This is a genomic window from Sulfitobacter sp. AS92 (assembly GCF_038900015.1).
GTDB lineage: Bacteria > Pseudomonadota > Alphaproteobacteria > Rhodobacterales > Rhodobacteraceae > Sulfitobacter.
The window spans coordinates 416,590-431,660 of record NZ_JBBMQL010000003.1 but is presented as its reverse complement, the minus strand read 5'-3'; the positions used below and the strand labels follow the sequence as shown (position 1 = coordinate 431,660).

At 59.1% G+C, this 15,071-nt stretch carries 17 protein-coding genes; 8 read left to right on the top strand and 9 right to left on the bottom strand.

Features of this window, described 5'->3' with window-relative positions:
• The first annotated feature begins 10 nt into the window (after positions 1–10).
• From WNY61_RS08250 to WNY61_RS08220, 7 genes are all read left to right on the top strand, one after another.
• Positions 11–1,234: a glycosyltransferase gene (locus WNY61_RS08250; protein ID WP_342850991.1), complete on the top strand. Its 1,224-nt coding sequence runs from the start codon at positions 11–13 to the stop codon at positions 1,232–1,234.
• Positions 1,231–2,475, top strand: coding sequence for a glycosyltransferase (locus WNY61_RS08245; protein ID WP_342850990.1), 1,245 nt, complete (start codon positions 1,231–1,233; stop codon positions 2,473–2,475). Before WNY61_RS08250 ends, WNY61_RS08245 begins: the two co-directional genes overlap by 4 nt.
• A complete protein-coding gene (locus WNY61_RS08240) occupies positions 2,472–3,548 on the top strand; it encodes a glycosyltransferase family 4 protein (protein ID WP_342850989.1) in 1,077 nt (358 codons plus the stop codon). The genes WNY61_RS08245 and WNY61_RS08240 overlap by 4 nt, the downstream gene beginning before the upstream one ends.
• Entirely contained in the window at positions 3,548–4,132 is a 585-nt protein-coding gene (locus WNY61_RS08235) for a histidine phosphatase family protein (protein ID WP_342850988.1), read from the top strand. Before WNY61_RS08240 ends, WNY61_RS08235 begins: the two co-directional genes overlap by 1 nt.
• On the top strand, positions 4,129–5,265 hold the full coding sequence (locus tag WNY61_RS08230; RefSeq protein WP_342850987.1) for a glycosyltransferase: 1,137 nt from the start codon (positions 4,129–4,131) through the stop codon (positions 5,263–5,265). Before WNY61_RS08235 ends, WNY61_RS08230 begins: the two co-directional genes overlap by 4 nt.
• Positions 5,262–6,020 (top strand): polysaccharide deacetylase family protein, encoded by a 759-nt coding sequence (locus tag WNY61_RS08225; RefSeq protein WP_342850986.1) that lies wholly within the window; start codon positions 5,262–5,264, stop codon positions 6,018–6,020. The genes WNY61_RS08230 and WNY61_RS08225 overlap by 4 nt, the downstream gene beginning before the upstream one ends.
• A gap of 105 nt (positions 6,021–6,125) precedes the next feature.
• Positions 6,126–9,230 carry an ABC transporter transmembrane domain-containing protein gene (locus WNY61_RS08220; RefSeq protein ID WP_342850985.1) on the top strand — a complete coding sequence of 1,035 codons (3,105 nt, stop codon included), beginning with the start codon at positions 6,126–6,128 and terminating at the stop codon, positions 9,228–9,230.
• 216 nt (positions 9,231–9,446) lie between these two features.
• On the opposite strand, the gene WNY61_RS08215 is transcribed toward WNY61_RS08220, so the two are convergent.
• From WNY61_RS08215 to WNY61_RS08205, 3 genes are read right to left on the bottom strand one after another with little or no spacing between them, the layout of a single operon-like run.
• On the bottom strand, positions 9,447–9,650 hold the full coding sequence (locus tag WNY61_RS08215) for a hypothetical protein (RefSeq protein WP_342850984.1): 204 nt from the start codon (positions 9,648–9,650) through the stop codon (positions 9,447–9,449).
• Entirely contained in the window at positions 9,635–9,823 is a 189-nt protein-coding gene (locus tag WNY61_RS08210; RefSeq protein WP_342850983.1) for a hypothetical protein, read from the bottom strand. Before WNY61_RS08210 ends, WNY61_RS08215 begins: the two co-directional genes overlap by 16 nt.
• The gene (locus tag WNY61_RS08205; protein ID WP_342850982.1) at positions 9,820–10,389 is read right to left on the bottom strand and encodes an MFS transporter; all 570 of its coding nucleotides are present in this window, start codon (positions 10,387–10,389) and stop codon (positions 9,820–9,822) included. Before WNY61_RS08205 ends, WNY61_RS08210 begins: the two co-directional genes overlap by 4 nt.
• Between WNY61_RS08205 and WNY61_RS08200 the strand changes: the two genes are divergently transcribed.
• Complete coding sequence (locus tag WNY61_RS08200; RefSeq protein ID WP_342850981.1) at positions 10,370–10,885, top strand: LysR family transcriptional regulator; 516 nt, start codon at positions 10,370–10,372, stop codon at positions 10,883–10,885. The genes WNY61_RS08205 and WNY61_RS08200 overlap by 20 nt on opposite strands.
• 242 nt (positions 10,886–11,127) lie before the next feature.
• Here WNY61_RS08200 and WNY61_RS08195 read toward each other — a convergent pair whose 3' ends face one another.
• The 6 genes from WNY61_RS08195 to WNY61_RS08170 all read right to left on the bottom strand — a co-directional run bounded on the left by WNY61_RS08195 (position 11,128) and on the right by WNY61_RS08170 (position 14,818).
• Positions 11,128–11,577 carry a hypothetical protein gene (locus tag WNY61_RS08195; RefSeq protein WP_342850980.1) on the bottom strand — a complete coding sequence of 150 codons (450 nt, stop codon included), beginning with the start codon at positions 11,575–11,577 and terminating at the stop codon, positions 11,128–11,130.
• On the bottom strand, positions 11,568–12,242 hold the full coding sequence (locus WNY61_RS08190; protein WP_342850979.1) for a hypothetical protein: 675 nt from the start codon (positions 12,240–12,242) through the stop codon (positions 11,568–11,570). The genes WNY61_RS08195 and WNY61_RS08190 overlap by 10 nt, the downstream gene beginning before the upstream one ends.
• 78 nt (positions 12,243–12,320) lie before the next feature.
• Entirely contained in the window at positions 12,321–12,608 is a 288-nt protein-coding gene (locus WNY61_RS08185) for a hypothetical protein (RefSeq protein WP_342850978.1), read from the bottom strand.
• A gap of 136 nt (positions 12,609–12,744) precedes the next feature.
• The gene (locus WNY61_RS08180; protein WP_342851106.1) at positions 12,745–13,026 is read right to left on the bottom strand and encodes a DUF6538 domain-containing protein; all 282 of its coding nucleotides are present in this window, start codon (positions 13,024–13,026) and stop codon (positions 12,745–12,747) included.
• 803 nt (positions 13,027–13,829) lie between these two features.
• A complete protein-coding gene (locus WNY61_RS08175; RefSeq protein ID WP_342850977.1) occupies positions 13,830–14,288 on the bottom strand; it encodes a 4Fe-4S dicluster domain-containing protein in 459 nt (152 codons plus the stop codon).
• Positions 14,237–14,818 carry a hypothetical protein gene (locus tag WNY61_RS08170; RefSeq protein ID WP_342850976.1) on the bottom strand — a complete coding sequence of 194 codons (582 nt, stop codon included), beginning with the start codon at positions 14,816–14,818 and terminating at the stop codon, positions 14,237–14,239. Before WNY61_RS08170 ends, WNY61_RS08175 begins: the two co-directional genes overlap by 52 nt.
• Between the last annotated feature and the right edge of the window lie 253 nt (positions 14,819–15,071).

Genomic DNA, 15,071 nt, shown 5'->3' with positions numbered 1-15,071 from the left:
GGCGGTTGAGATGGATAAACGCGCGGACCAAAAAGCTGCCCAACATCACCGTGAAGACTTGCCGCCGCGCCGGATCATGTTCTACAGCCACGACACTTTTGGGCTGGGCCATCTGCGCCGCTCTCGCACCTTGGCGACCGCGCTGACGCAAAGTGATCCCCGCGCCTCGGCAATCATTCTGACGGGTTCTCCGGTGGCCGGGCGTTTCACCTTTCCCGAACGTGTCGATCACATCCGTCTGCCGGGGGTGACCAAACTGCCCGATGGCAGCTATATCAGCCAGTCCCTCGGCACCGGCATCGACGACACGACCTCATTGCGCGCAGGTCTGATACAGGCGGCGATTGAACGCTACGAGCCTGACCTACTGGTGGTGGACAAGGAACCAACAGGGTTTCGCGGCGAATTGCTGCCTTCACTTGAGGGGCTGCGCCAGCGGGGACAGACCCGCTGCGTTCTAGGGCTGCGCGATGTGTTGGACGAACCGACCGCCTTGGCCGCCGAATGGGCGCGTAAAGGCGCTGTGCGTGCGGCCGAGGAGCTTTATGACGAGATCTGGGTTTACGGCATGCGCGAGATGTATGACCCAACCGAAGGCTTGCCGCTGTCGAAAGAAACCCGGGCGCGGATGCATTGGACCGGCTATCTTCGACGCGAGATCGCGAATGAGGCAGAGATCCCCGCGACGCCCTATGTGCTGATCACTCCCGGGGGCGGCGGCGATGGGGCCGCGATGGTCTCGCTTGTCTTGTCGGCTTACGAGCAAGACCCGACCCTGAAACCAAACGCCGTGCTGGTCTATGGGCCCTTCCTGTCGGGCGATCTGCGCGAAGGCTTTGAGGCGCGGGTCGCCAAACTGGGCGGGCGGGTCACGGCAATCGGCTTTGACAGGCATATCGAAAACCTCTTTGTCGGCGCCGAGGGCGTGATCAGCATGGGCGGCTACAACACCTTTTGCGAGGTGCTTTCCTTTGACAAACGCGCCGTGATCGTGCCGCGCACCACCCCACGTCTCGAACAATGGCTGCGCGCCAGCCGGGCTGAGGAGATGGGTCTGGTGCGGATGCTGGACGAGACCCGTGACGGCATGACCCCGCAGACCATGATTGATGCGATCCGCAATCTGCCGCAGCAGGGCAAACCCTCTGAGGCCGGGGCCAATGATGTGCTCGGCGGGCTTGAGACGGTGATCGCGCGGGCCGATGCGCTGATGAGCAAAAGAGAGCCACGATGACCCAGCCCCGCCTTGCCGTCGTCGTCAAAGGATGGCCCCGCCTTTCAGAAACCTTCATCGCGCAAGAACTTGTGGCGCTGGAGGAAGCGGGCCTTGAACTGGACATCTGGTCGCTGCGCCACCCCACAGATGTAAAGACACATCCGCTCCATGCCCGCTTGCAGGCGCCAGTGCGCTATCTGCCGGAATACCTCCGAGACGAGCCGCGCCGGGTGGCAGAGGCCATCGGCGCCGCGGTCGCCCTGCCCGGTTTTGATGCTGCCGCCGAGGCCTATGCTCGGGACGTCGCCCGCGATGACACGCCAAACCGGCGGCGACGCTGGGGGCAGGCCTGCGTCATGGCACATGAGATGGGCCATGATGTCGCTGGTCTCTATGCGCATTTCCTGCACACGCCCGCATCGGTGGCGCGCTATGTGTCGATCCTGCGTGGCTTGCCGTGGTCTTTTTCGGCTCACGCAAAGGACATCTGGACCTCTCCTGAATGGGAGTTGCGCGAGAAGCTGTCGCCGGATCACTATGGCGCGACATTCGGCGCGACTTGTACTGGTTTCGGAGCAGAGCATCTGCAAGGGTTGGCCGACAATCCGAGCCGCGTCAGCCTTGTGTATCACGGGTTGGACCTTGCCCGTTTTCCTGCCCCGCCAGATCGCGCTATGCGCACGGATGGCAGCCCAATCAGGTTGATGTCGGTCGGTCGACTGGTGGAAAAGAAGGGCTTTGACAACCTGATCGATGCGCTTGCGCTGCTGCCGGGCACCCTTGATTGGCATTGGACCCATATCGGCGGTGGCACTCTGGATGTGCAGATGCGCGACCGCGCCGCCGACCGGGGTGTCGCAGACTGTATCACGTGGCGGGGCGCGTGTGACCAACTTGAGGTGATTGAAGCGATGCGTGCCCATGACCTGTTCGTTCTTCCGTCTCGGGTGGCCGAAGATGGCGACCGGGATGGTCTGCCGAATGTCTTGATGGAAGCCGCAAGCCAGAAACTCCCTATTCTGAGCACGCCGGTTTCCGCCATCCCAGAGTTCATTGAGGATGGCACCCACGGGTTGCTGCGCAGCGACGACCCGATCGTGCTGGCACAGACCATCGCCGCCTTTGCTGCCGACCCTTCCACCGGGCCCCGTCTGGCCGAGGCCGCGCATCGGCGCTTGATCCGAGACTTCACCATGGCGCCCGGCATCGCACAGCTTGATCACCGTCTGCGGGCCATGCTAGGCCAAGCGACCGAATGACCCTGGCCTTTTATGCGCCGATGAAGCCACCGGACCATCCGGTGCCGTCTGGTGATCGCACAATGGCGCGCGCGCTGATCCGGGCGCTAGAAAGCGCGGGGCATACCGTCATCCTTGCCAGCCGCTTGCGCAGCCGCGACGGCAAAGGCGATGCGGCGCGACAACAGCAGATCATGGCAGAGGCGGATGCCACCCTGCCCGCCCTGATCGCCCGTGGCCGGGCGGAAGGCTGGCGCGCGTGGATCACCTACCACACCTACTACAAAGCCCCTGACTTGATCGGCGGGCCGGTGGCACAGGCGCTTGGCATTCCGTATGTACTTGTCGAAGCCACCCGCGCGGCCAAGCGGCTTAGCGGGCCGTGGGCGCATTATGCAATGGCCGCCGAACGCGCCTGCGATCTGGCGGATGCTATCTTTTATCTTACCGTCCGCGATGCCGAAGCCCTGCGGAAAGACGCGCCGCCTGCGCAGAATTTGATCCACTTGGCTCCCTTTCTGACAGATGACACACTAGCTGCCGCACCCTTTGCCCCAGATGGCCCGATGCTGAGCGTGGGCATGATGCGTGAAGGCGACAAGATCGCCTCCTACCGCATCATCGCCCAGACACTGGCGCTGCTGCCGGACGATACTTGGCGGCTTGAGATTGCAGGTGATGGCCCCGCGCGGGATGAGGTAATGGCCCTGATGGCCCCCTTTGGCAAGAAGGTGACTTTCCTTGGCAACCTAAACGCCGCAGAACTCGACGCGGCATATGCCCGTGCGTCACTGCTTTTCTGGCCGGGGGTGAACGAAGCCTTTGGGTTTGTTTATCTTGAGGCTCAGGCCGCAGGGCTGCCGGTTGTGGCACAGGATCGCCCCGGTGTGCGAGAGGTGCTGGCACGCAGAAATTATCCATCCGCAGAAGATGGCCCCGTAGCCCTCGCCGCCAATCTGTCGCGTCTGTTAGATGATCCTGAAACCCGCCGTATTGCAGGACGTGCCGCGCACAAACACGTGGCCGAAAATCACCTGCTGCCCACTGCCGTTGCAACCTTGACGCGAGGCCTTGCCAGCGTGGGAGTCACCTGATGCCCCGTTTGGCACTTTTGCGTCATGGGCATACCCCTTGGAACCGGGAGGGGCGGATACAAGGCCGGACGGATGTGCCGCTCGACGATGCGGCGCGCGCGCAATTGCAAGGGTTTTGCCTGCCTGCGCCATGGGACAGCGCAAAGGTCTGGTCAAGTCCGCTGGCCCGCGCCTTTGAAACGGCCCAGATTGTCAGCGGCCAACACCCAGTGACTGATCCAGCTCTTATTGAGATGGATTTCGGAGACTGGGAAGGACGCAAGAGCCATGACCTCTTCGCAGACACCACTTCCGGGTTTCGCCACATTGAGGACTGGGGCTGGCAGTTTTCCCCGCCGGGGGGCGAGCGCCTAACAAACGTGAAAAACCGCCTGAACCGTTGGGCAGAGGCACTGACGGAAGACGCGCTTGCGGTCTGCCATATTGGTGTGATGCGTGTCTTGATGGCGCAGGCAACGGGCTGGGATTTCGACAGCCCGGCCCCGTTTCAGATCAAGCGCAATCGGCTCTATACCATACACATTGCAAAGAGCAGCTGGCAACTTGAGGACGGTTTCACCCGCCTTGTGGAGCGTGGCTTATGAACGTGATGATCGTCGTCACCCATCTGCTAGGAACGGGCCATCTGGCCCGCGCATTGAACCTTGCCCGCGCGTTTCAGGATGCGGGGCACGCGGTTACTGTCGTGTCGGGCGGCATGCCGGCCCCTTTGCTCGATCGCGGCGATGTGCCCCTCGTACAACTCCCCCCGCTGCGGTCGGATGGCGTGAATTTCTCCCGGCTGTTGGACGCAGATGGCACTCCGGCTCATCCTGCGTTGCTGAATGCCCGCAAGGCCCAGATACTCGACGAATTTGAGCAACTATGCCCCGATGTTTTGATAACCGAACTTTTCCCCTTCGGTCGCCGCATTCTACGCCCCGAATTCTTCGCCTTGCTTGAAGCAGCCGATGCGCGGGCCGACCGCCCGCTCATTTGTGCTTCGGTGCGCGACATCTTGGCGCCGCCCTCATCACCGGAAAAAGCTGAAAAAACGCATAATATTGTTGACCGGTTCTATGATGCGATTTTGGTTCATGCCGACCCGCAGGTCATGAAGCTTGACGCATCTTGGCCTGTTTCCGATGGCCTGCGTACAAAGCTGCATTACACAGGTTTCATCGCTCCAACCGCCGCCGCTCGGCACAGCGAACAGGTCGGCAAAGATGAAATCATCGTCAGCGCGGGGGGCGGCGATGTTGGCGCGCATATCTTTCTTGCGGCTCTGCGCGCTGCTTTGAGCGGCGGGCGGGTATGGCGACTGTTGATTGGTGGGGCACAGGCAGACCAGCGCATCGCCCAATGGCGCGCAGACGCGCCTGCCAACGTCATTATTGAAGCCGCACGGCCTGATTTTCGGTCGCTGCTCCCTCATGCTGCCGCTTCGGTTTCGATGTGCGGATATAACACCGCGATTGACGTATTGCAGGCCGGGTGCAAGACCGTTTTCATCCCCTTCGATGCAGGGGCAGAGGTTGAGCAAACCATCCGGGCAAACGCGCTGGCCCAATTGCCGGGGATTGAGGTTCTGGCCAGTGCCGACCTGACGCCCGACAGCTTGCTGGACACACTCAGCCGTCTTGCGCCTTTGCCCGAACGCGCAGGAGTGAGGACCGGTTTCGATGGTGCGGCTGAGACTGTTCGGCGTGTAGCGATGATGCGGACACAGAAAGCGTGACGGTTAACTGGTCCCCTTTGCGGACGGAACTGGCCCGCTATCGCGCGGAGGGGTTGAGCCTGCCAATCTGGTGGCGGGACGATGATGCAACCGCCCCTACCCCCGCTTTGCACAAGCTGTTGGGGGTCAGCGAAGAAATCGGCCTGCCCGTACATATTGCCGTGATCCCCAAAACAGCCACGTCCGCGCTGGCCGAGATCGCAAAAAACAGACGTTCCATGATCCCCGTTATCCATGGCTGGGCGCATGAAAATCTTGCGCCAGAGGGGTCTAAGAAGGCTGAGTTTGGACACCCACACCCAGATGCAAGCACCAGAACCCAAGCCGGTTTGGCGCGCATGCGGCAGCTTTTCGGCCACGATATGCTGGCGATGTTCGTCCCGCCGTGGAACCGGATTGACGCAGAAGTGACAGCGGGCCTCGCCGCGCAAGGCTATGTGGCGCTTTCGACCTTCACGCCCCGCCGCGCCCGACACGTAGCGGGGCTGGTACAGATCAACACGCATGTCGACCCAATCGCTTGGCGCGCAGGCGGGGGGCTGGTGCCACCGGACGAGGTGATCGCTAAGACGGTCGCGCTCTTACAAGACCGGCGCGCGGGGCGGACGGATGACACTGAACCATTGGGGTTTCTCAGTCACCATCTGGTTCATGACAAAGCGATCTGGGATTTCTCGCGCGAGTTCCTGACCGAGCTGCTGGAAGGCGGCGCAAAACCATGTGACTTTCTACGACAGCCTATTGACCTGCCTTAGTTTTTCATGGCTAACGCCTCTTCCCGCACGCTCGGCTAAACAACTCTGCCCCTAAGCCGGAAAAATCGGTATATACCTCTGACCCTAGAATAACGGATGGCCTTGATGGATAAGAGCCTCTTTCAGTTCATCTGGAAAAACTCCAAACGAAACCAGTTTGTGTTGCTGGCCATCACATTGCTGACGTTTCCGTTGCTTTATATCTCGCTAGAGCTGCCCAAGCGTATCATCAACGATGCGATTGGCGGCACCGGCGCGGATATCGATGTTCTGGGGATCACCCTGACCCAAGTGGAATTTCTCTTGGTTCTCTGTGTCGGGTTTCTTCTATCGGTACTGGCGAACGGGCTGCTGAAAATGCGGCTCAACACGATGAAAGGTGTCCTATCCGAGCGGTTGCTACGGCGGTTCAGGTTTCAGCTTTTATCGCGCATGGTAAAGTTTCCGCGCCCATTCTTCCGTTCGACCAGTCAGGGCGAACTGGTGTCTATGGTGACATCAGAAGCCGAGCCGATGGGTGGCTTGATGGGCGATATGCTCTCGCAACCCGTCTTTCAGATCGGGCAGATGCTTACGATTCTGGTGTTCCTCTTCGCCCAAAGCTTTTGGTTCGGGCTGGTGTCCATCGCCCTTATCCCCTTGCAAGCCTGGATCATTCCAAGATTGCAGCGTCAGGTCAGCTTGCTCAACAAAGACCGAATTCAAGAAGTGCGCAAACTGGCCGCCGAGATCGGTGAGACGGCAGCCGGTGTAAGCGACATTCGCAGAAATGGTGGCGCGCGCCACAGGATGTCGCTGTTTTCCAACCGGCTTGGTTTTTTGTTCAGCATCCGCCTAGATCTGTACAAAAAGAAGTTTTTCATGAAGTTTTTGAACAACTTCATTAATCAGCTGACGCCATTTTTCTTCTATTCTGTCGGGGGATACCTCGCGATCATCGGGGAAATCACCGTTGGCGCGCTTGTCGCGGCATTGGCGGCCTATAAAGACCTGTCGTCGCCGTGGAAAGAGGTGCTTACCTACTACAACCAAACCCAAGATATGTCTCTGCGTTGGGAAGTCGTCACCGAAAAATTCGCCCAAGATACGATTGTAGACGAAGCATTGTTCGAAGGCACGCCCGACACCTTACCGGATCTAAATGGCGATATTGAACTGCGCAATGTGACTGTGCTGAATGACAACGGCTTCCCGGTTCTTGAAGACATCAACCTCGTCCTGCCTAAAGGCGCGCGCATTGCTATCAAAGCCCGGAATGAGACCGCTGCGTTGGCGCTTGCTGATGTCCTAACGCGTGAGGTTATCCCCTCTCGTGGTGAAGTGCGGATCGCCGGGCAGGCGCTGAATGACCTGCATCAAGCCACTATTGCCAACAAGATCGGTTATGCCAGTTCGACCCCCTATATCTTTCAAGGGACAATTGGCGAAAACCTGTTGATGCCTTTCAAAAACAAGCCCGTCGTCGCTGAACCCTTTCGGGATGACATAGCCCTTTGGCAAGCAGAAGCCGCCCTTACAGGCAACAGTACCGACCCGTTCGGCATGGATTGGATTGAGCCCGGGCTTGCGGGTCTGACCACCTCAAACGAAATCCGCGACTGGTGGTTCCACTTGGTCGAGGCCATGGGCATCGACGATTTTATGGTGCGGCGTGCCTTAAGCTCTTGCGTGGATCCCCACACCCAATGGGAGTTGACGAATGCGATTGTCCGGCTCCGTCCAAAGATCGCCAAACGGCTGTCTGAGGCAGGGCTAAATGATGCCGTAGATGCTTTTGACCCGGCCAAGTTCAGCCCGGTATCGCCGTTGGGCACCAACCTCCTTTATGCTCTCCCGACCCGCAGGCTTCCGCAAGAGACGTTGGCACAGGAGAAGAAATTCATCCAGATTTTGCGCGATCATGGACTTGTCGATGAACTGGTTCAGATTTCGGCAGGGGTTATCGAAGGGCTGACCGCGACCTTCGGCACAGAAGACATGAACCACCCGCTGTTCCGACGTCTTAATCTGTCAGATGAACTGTACCTCCGTCTGGGCGAGATCGCGGCAAAGCGACGAGAGGTCGGCGACGCTGGGCTGCCACCAGAGGATTTTGCCCTGATGCTGACAGTGCCATTTGCGTTTTCCGCAGAGCAAATCGGCCCCACATTCCGCGATGCTTTGCGGGAACGAATTCTTGATATCCGCAGGGAAAGCGCCGCGCAGATGGTCGCTGAACTTGATGGATTATTCGAAAAAATCGACCCGAAAAAATACATCCCCGTGATGTCGGTCTTGGGCAATGCAATTTTCGGAAGAATCTCAAGCTTGGCCGGTGCCCGGGAAAAGCAGGTTGAGGACATCGTTGTCGCGGTGCTTGATGAACATGGGCTAAGGGGGTTGGTCGCCCAAAGCATCTTCGATCTGCCAACCACCCCCGGCGGCGACAACATCCCATCCGTTTTCCGCGAGCGCATCTCGTTCAGCCGTGCGGGGATCAAGAAGCCGGACATTCTGATCCTGCAAAACGCCATGGCCAATCATGACAGCGACATGCGGTCCAAAATGCGGGAACGGATCAGTGAGCTTTTGCCCGATGCGACCAAGATCTTCATCGAAAAGAAGTTCTCCAATCCGGAATTCTATGACCTTTTCGTTGAGATTGAGGATGGCCGGATAGACGGCGCAACCCGTGATGTCGAGAGACTGGACGAAGACGCGCGTAAGGATTTGAACCGCAAACTACGCGCTGTCGCCCAAGCTGAGCTTTTCCAAGGATTGGACCGCAAGCAGCAACGCCTTTTGGCCTTTAGCGCGCAGTGGTATGAGCCAAAAACAGGACAGGTAATCTTCAGCGCGCAGCAAAAAGCAGACGCCGCCTATCTCTGCGTGTCAGGCTCGGCCGGGTTGTATTGGCCAGAAAGCGAGATATCGAACGTTCTTCTGACTGAAATCGTGCCCGGACGGCTGATCGGCGATCTTTCCGTGATCATGAACGAAGACCGCACGATGAATTTGGTCGCTCTCGAAGATAGTAAATTTTTGCGGGTTGGCGCGCAGGAACTGCTGGCAGTGATCGAAAACGATGCCGCAGTCGCCACAAGCCTGCTGCGCTCCGTTGCCAGCCACCTGACAGGCGCGGCGGAAAGGTTGCGCGAAACGCGGGTGTTTGCAGTCGAACAAGGGGTGGACCTTGCGGAATTGAATACAAGAACGATGGAGCGGCGTTAGATGCTCCCAACGCAAGCGTTAACGTCCGATGAGGCATCCGAGCACATATTGTCCCGGTGCTATTGTTTTCAACGCGAATGTCGATCTGGCGGTAGCCTTCGGCAAGAGCCGCTTTGGTGATCTAACGCGCCTCGCCCGCGTTCATCTCAAAGGTGCCAAAGCTTAGTGCGGGAATCCCTGTGGGGCCGATATGTTCAATTGTCATGCTATGTCCTTTCATTCAGCCGCGACGGTGCGCCGTGGGGCTACAGGAGTGTCCAGCCGACCCAACAGGCGGGTCAGCGCGATGCCCATTGCCACGATCAGCGCGCCGAAATAGGGGGCAGCGGCAAGGCCCATGCCTTCAACGATCAGACCGCCAAGCCAAGCGCTAAGGGCGATGCCGAGGTTGAAGGCGCCGATGTTCAGGCCCGAGGCCACATCGACGGCTTCCGGGCCACCTCAGGAGCGATCTGCACCACGTTGGCTTGCAGTGGCGGCATATTGGCGAAGGCAAAGCCGCCCCAGACCGCGACCGCCGCCACGGTGGCCACCGGCGAAGTCAGCACCAGATCGAGGCCCAGCAGCACTACAGACAGGCCCGCGAAGATCACTGTGAGCGCCGGCACCGGCCCGTTGCGATCGATAGCTTGCCGCCGAGGATGTTGCCCGCCGCGACCGAGGCGCCATAGAGCAGGATGATGACGCTTACGCTGATCGCGCGGAACCCGGTCACATCGGTGAGCATTGGGGCGAGATAGGTGAAGGCGACAAAATTACTGCCATAGCAGATGGCCGTGATCAGATAGCGCGGTGCGGTCAGCACCCGGGCCTGTGCGCGCAGACCGGGGGCCGCGCCCTGCGGAAGATTGACGGGCACCAGCAGCGACAAGAGCAGCGTCTTGCGCGGTAGGCGTGCGGTCAGCGCCGTGAGCACTGGCGCGCCAATGGTGACGCCAAGCGCGTAGAGGCTGACAAATAGGCCGGCAGAGGGCAGGCTGACGCCAAGGTCGGCGGCGATGGTGGGGATCAGGCCGACGATGACGAATTCGGTCGTGCCAACGGCGAAGATGCTGATCGTCAGCGCCCAGAGGGCAAGGGGCGTGGCAAGTTTCCTGCTTTTGCTTGTCCCCGCCCAGATGGACCGGATAGGGCCTTGCGTGAACAGACAGGTTTCCAAAGGATCATTGCGTTTCGCGCACAAATTTCCCCAGACACGGGATCTCGCGGCGTTTGCAGCGGTGGTGGAGGGCGGCGGCTTTGCCACGGCCGGGCGGCGGCTGGGGGTGGCACCCTCGACCCTGTCGCGCACAGTGACGCGGCTAGAGGCGCTCTTGGGCGTCACGCTGCTGCGCCGCTCCACCCGTGCGATCGAACTGACCCCGGAGGGACGGCAGCTGTTGGAGGCGGCGCAGGAGAACCTGCGCCAGACCGAGGCGCTGTTGGATATCGCGCAAGGAAGCCGCACCCCGCGCGGGCCGCTGAGGGTGGCGAGGTTTTCCGATTACATGGTGGCCGACGAACTCGCGGCAGGACGGCTGGTGGAGCTGGTCCCCGGCCAGCTGGACACGCCCCCGCTCGACATCACCGCGCCCTACCTAACGCGCACCTCCGGCCTGCAACGGCTTGCCGTGTCTCTCGACTGGCTGCGCGAGGTGCTGCCGGGAAGGGCGTGAGCGGGCCTTGCTGATCGTGCTGCTAGTGGTGGACTGTACGATACCGCCAACCAAGAATAACCATGCAGGTCTTGTCGCGTGGTTCAGCCAATGGGGCAGAACGCGCGTGAAGTTCGCCAAATAGTTAAGTGCTTCGTTTCATTGCTGGTGGGCAAGCGACGTGCCGCTCCATTTTTCTGTGGCCTCAAGCTCCACTCAGAGACCGCCGTGAAGTGAGTCCCAAGCGTTTAAAAGCGCTGCGTTTATAAGCCTCTTTCCAGTTTGGTGCGGCCCTTTCTCGCGGCAAAGCTCGAAGTGCTTTCTGGCCGAGTCTTAAGGGCTCGGTTGAAACTGTGACGTAGACTATGGCCATCAAGACCTTTCGGGTTGCCATCCAACTGACCCTCGCGAAGTTTCCGCCAGTTGTATCTCAGGGCAGACATGAACTTTTTCTTTGCGCTGGTCGGGCGCAGTTCCGGAAACAACAACCTCTCCCCTTTGGACGTCATCCTGTCGCGATGGTCCAGCAAACCGAGTTCGAGTAGATGCTCATGGAGCGGGATCAGGCGTGCGCTGTGCGCGTTTTTGATCCGGCGTTCCTCATGGGAGCGAATATCAAACCCGTATTGGCCATCGACCTCGACGATGGCATCCACGGTCAGACCTGCGATCTCCTCCATCCGTCCGCCCGAATAAGCGACCATCAGTGGCACGAAAAACAGTCCGTCTTTGATGACTTGATTGCCGTGCTCGTGCCGCCGCGCGTCACTGCGGCAGCCCTGCCAGACCGGTTGCTGGAAGAGCGCGTTGATCTCGTCAGGCTGGAAAGCGGAGCGCTTGCTGCGGGCGCGCACATCCTCCTGCCGGCGTAGCAGCGGTCTGCACCTACGGCAGACCGCTCGTTGGCCCGCGCATGTTTCAACACAGCACCAATTTGATCAAGATACGAATTGTAGGTCGAGGCAGCGCGACCCAGTTGTTCATCTTCCAATTCCTGTGCTTCAGTCTCGATATCCGCCCAGGTCAGGAAGGCATCGTCTCTTCGTTTTAAGAAGTTCTTTCTGAGATCCTCAATCCGTTCTTCGAAAATCCGCAAATGATACTGTTCCACCTCCGTGACGGTCTGAATGCCTGTCAGCAAACAAAATGTTTTGACCCGAGAGCGCCGCTGGTCGGCGGGCTTGCCGTCCATTTCGCCCTTTGCCTGCGCGATCTTGATGCTTCGCTCGCAGGTGCCTGCGATGTCTACGCCGTAAGGCTGTTTGGCGGGCGAACGGTGTAGCGGTTCATTGCAGTCTCGCGCTGCCTCGAACTGCTCCGTCAATCTTTGGATGGTCAGCGGCTCCTCAGAAAGCTGAACGCCGGGCGTCAGACACACGGGAGTAGGCTCAGCAATCGCAGGCTCAGGTTCAATCTGTTTCGCCGCAACGGCAACACTCGCGGGCGGTGCCTTAGTTTACGGATTAGCGGCCTCCTGCATTGGGATGCCCTCGGAAACGGGCTTCGCGATTTCGCGGAGCATGCCTTGGTACGTTTCACGAACAGACACCTGGTCCGTATCGAGGCAGTCCAGAGAGGCAAGCCGCGCCTCCAGATAGACCTCCATGATTTGAGCGCGATGTTCCATCGACCTCGGAATCATTCCTGTGGCGTTGATAAACTCCTCTGTAAGTGCTTTCATCGTTTCCGGTGCCGAAAGGGCATGGGCCTCTGCTCGGTGACACCGCATGACGTTCGCCAGCATGTCGGGCGACCATTCCGGATTGATTTGGCTAGTCGGAAACGCTTTCCCAACGCCGTTCTGCAAGAGAGAAGCTAATGCGATCCGGAGAGGCTCACGGTTTTCCGGAGCGGCAAAACCGGACCGGCCCAAGACCCATTCAAGTCGCCCGCTGACGACGCGACTTCTGGATCGACCGCGTCAACCGCACCTTCATGTGACGGTGCAGCAGATCTTCTGGTATCTCGTCCAGAACAAAGGTAAACGCATCCAGCACGTTTTCGAACCCCATGGTCAGCATCCCAACACATGTAAGCGCAAAATTCGGGTCTTTCGTCCCTAAGGAAACCAAGACGGGCGAACGAGATGTGGATAACTCAGGGATACGCCGACGAAAATAGTATTGTCCGCGTTGCTGGTAGAGGTAACTCGAAAGGGGTATGCAATCTCCGGATTTCGGAGATCCTGCTTCGATGAGGGAAATGAAGCGGAGGCAACCTCATGTGCAACCAAATCTGCCAAATCAGTGGAACAACATCAGAGCCAAACACGAAGTGTGTTTATCCTTAGATGCTTGCAAAGAAATTGGCTCCGGCGGTAGGGGCAGGCGCCAAACAGCAAACCCCTCTGATATCAAAGGGAAATTTTCTCCGAGTCCGGACCGATTCCGGCGGTGTGTACTTGAATGTGCAGTAGCCCGTGCACGTAGTCAAGATTGCAATCCGATTGAATGGCCCCAGTACATCTCGGGGGATCGGATAGGACAGCAAGAAAAACAGACAGAACATATCAGAGCTTGCCGCTGTGCTCCAAACTCGGACACACTTCCCCATGCTGGCGATTAAGATCGTTTTATTCATCCGCTCCCGAAGCACGGCGCCGAACGGGCAAAGGTCCATTGAATTTGAGGCGATCTGAAACTGCGTTATTAAAATCCGCGGTAGTTCCCTTTCGCTTCCGATGTTTTTTGTCTTCGCCTGCTGTGCCGATCTGCCGCCAGACAGCGCCGAACAGCCCACCCAGTGATACAAGTATTTCGTTTACCGCCTCTACGGGATTCGCTGGCGGCATTGCCCCTCGACGACAAGCTCGCCCCTCGGTGTGGCCGCCAGTGCATCGATCAGGTCTGTGCTTCCTCCGAACGGTCTTCCCAGGTGATGCGGAACTCATCCAGATACAGCGAAGGCCGGAAAAGTCTGCATTGCCTACCAACATCAAGCATCGAGACATCCTTTTGCGCGCACCCTACCCTGCTGCCAATCGCTGCTGTCGCCGTAAAAGTTTTGCCGCCAGCGTCTCTCCCACCCCAGGACGTGACCAGGGGCAGACCGCGATGCAGATCGCGCAGCCATGAGTCTCGTTAAAGAAGGGCAGACAGCGGTCGAAATCGACGTACCATTTGTGATCGCCACGTACGGTCTGTTTCTCAGGTAGGATCGCCTCAGCGGGACAGGCATCCTCACAGATGCGACAGTCGATGCAGAAATCATCGACCCAATGCGCACGTGGCGGGGTCAGCGCAAAGGACGCGTCGGTCAGCACCGCGGCAAGACGGAAATTAGAGCCCAACTCAGGGTTGATTAGCGAACCATGTTTGCCCAACTCGCCGAAGCCGCAGGCCAGCGCCGGCGGGATCAGAGTGAAGGCCCCGGTCATCGGCCCGGTGACAGGGTCGGCTTCCCAACCCTGTGCGCGCGCAGCCACGATGCGATGGTCTTGGCCGCCGCGGCTGCACGCCCGTATTGGCGCACCACCTCGGCCCCGGCCTCGGGAGCGGGGGCTTGGCTCAGTGCCTCGTAGTCATGTTTGACCGCGATCATGATCACCTTAGACTGCGTGACCTGTTCACCTTCGTAAGCCCATGCCGGATCCATCTCGGCAACACCGACCTTTTCGCAGGTACTTTCATCGACGAAGCGCGCAAGCCTCTCAGTCCAATCTTCAGGACTGCGGTTTACCTGACTTGCGGCCAGATCGGCCAACGGCGTATCGAGGACTTTCTGGCGGTCCTGCCGCGCAGCAATCAGTGCCGGGTGATCAGGGTTCACTGAATAGAACCATCGCTGCATTTCCCCGTGCGGAATGTCGTCCGGATCGGGCGCCCAATAGACCAGCCGCGGCTGACGCTGCGCGGTCTCGTTCAAACCGTTGATTTCATTGCCCGAGGTTTTGGGCCGCAGCGCCAATTGGGCGGGCTGAGGTGTAAAGGGGCGATGGGGGGGCTTTCGTGGCATTCGTGACGGATCTCGAACAGAAAATAGGCAACAATCGTCCGCCAAGCCAACGCAAATGTAAAGGCTGCCGCCCGTTTGAACTTAGACAATGATCCTCGTTCCCTCCTTCCGAGGCACGATGCTAAGTTGCCAAGGGTCGCTTGGCTGGAGGGGCCTTTTTCCTAAGCAATAAGACGGGCAGATGACGGTCCCAAATCCCTTGATGCACCCTCGAAGCACGAGGCGTTCGCCGATCGTGCCAGTGCTGCAGCAA

What these genes read in the sequence shown, in the direction of transcription:
- WNY61_RS08185 (WP_342850978.1), bottom strand. Translation starts at nt 12,608, where the DNA reads ATGCTGGCGAACGTCATGCGGTGTCACCGAGCAGAGGCCCATGCCCTT.
- WNY61_RS08220 (WP_342850985.1), top strand. Translation starts at nt 6,126, where the DNA reads ATGGATAAGAGCCTCTTTCAGTTCATCTGGAAAAACTCCAAACGAAAC.
- WNY61_RS08245 (WP_342850990.1), top strand. Translation starts at nt 1,231, where the DNA reads ATGACCCAGCCCCGCCTTGCCGTCGTCGTCAAAGGATGGCCCCGCCTT.
- WNY61_RS08170 (WP_342850976.1), bottom strand. Translation starts at nt 14,818, where the DNA reads ATGCCACGAAAGCCCCCCCATCGCCCCTTTACACCTCAGCCCGCCCAA.
- WNY61_RS08250 (WP_342850991.1), top strand. Translation starts at nt 11, where the DNA reads ATGGATAAACGCGCGGACCAAAAAGCTGCCCAACATCACCGTGAAGAC.
- WNY61_RS08230 (WP_342850987.1), top strand. Translation starts at nt 4,129, where the DNA reads ATGAACGTGATGATCGTCGTCACCCATCTGCTAGGAACGGGCCATCTG.
- WNY61_RS08240 (WP_342850989.1), top strand. Translation starts at nt 2,472, where the DNA reads ATGACCCTGGCCTTTTATGCGCCGATGAAGCCACCGGACCATCCGGTG.
- WNY61_RS08235 (WP_342850988.1), top strand. Translation starts at nt 3,548, where the DNA reads ATGCCCCGTTTGGCACTTTTGCGTCATGGGCATACCCCTTGGAACCGG.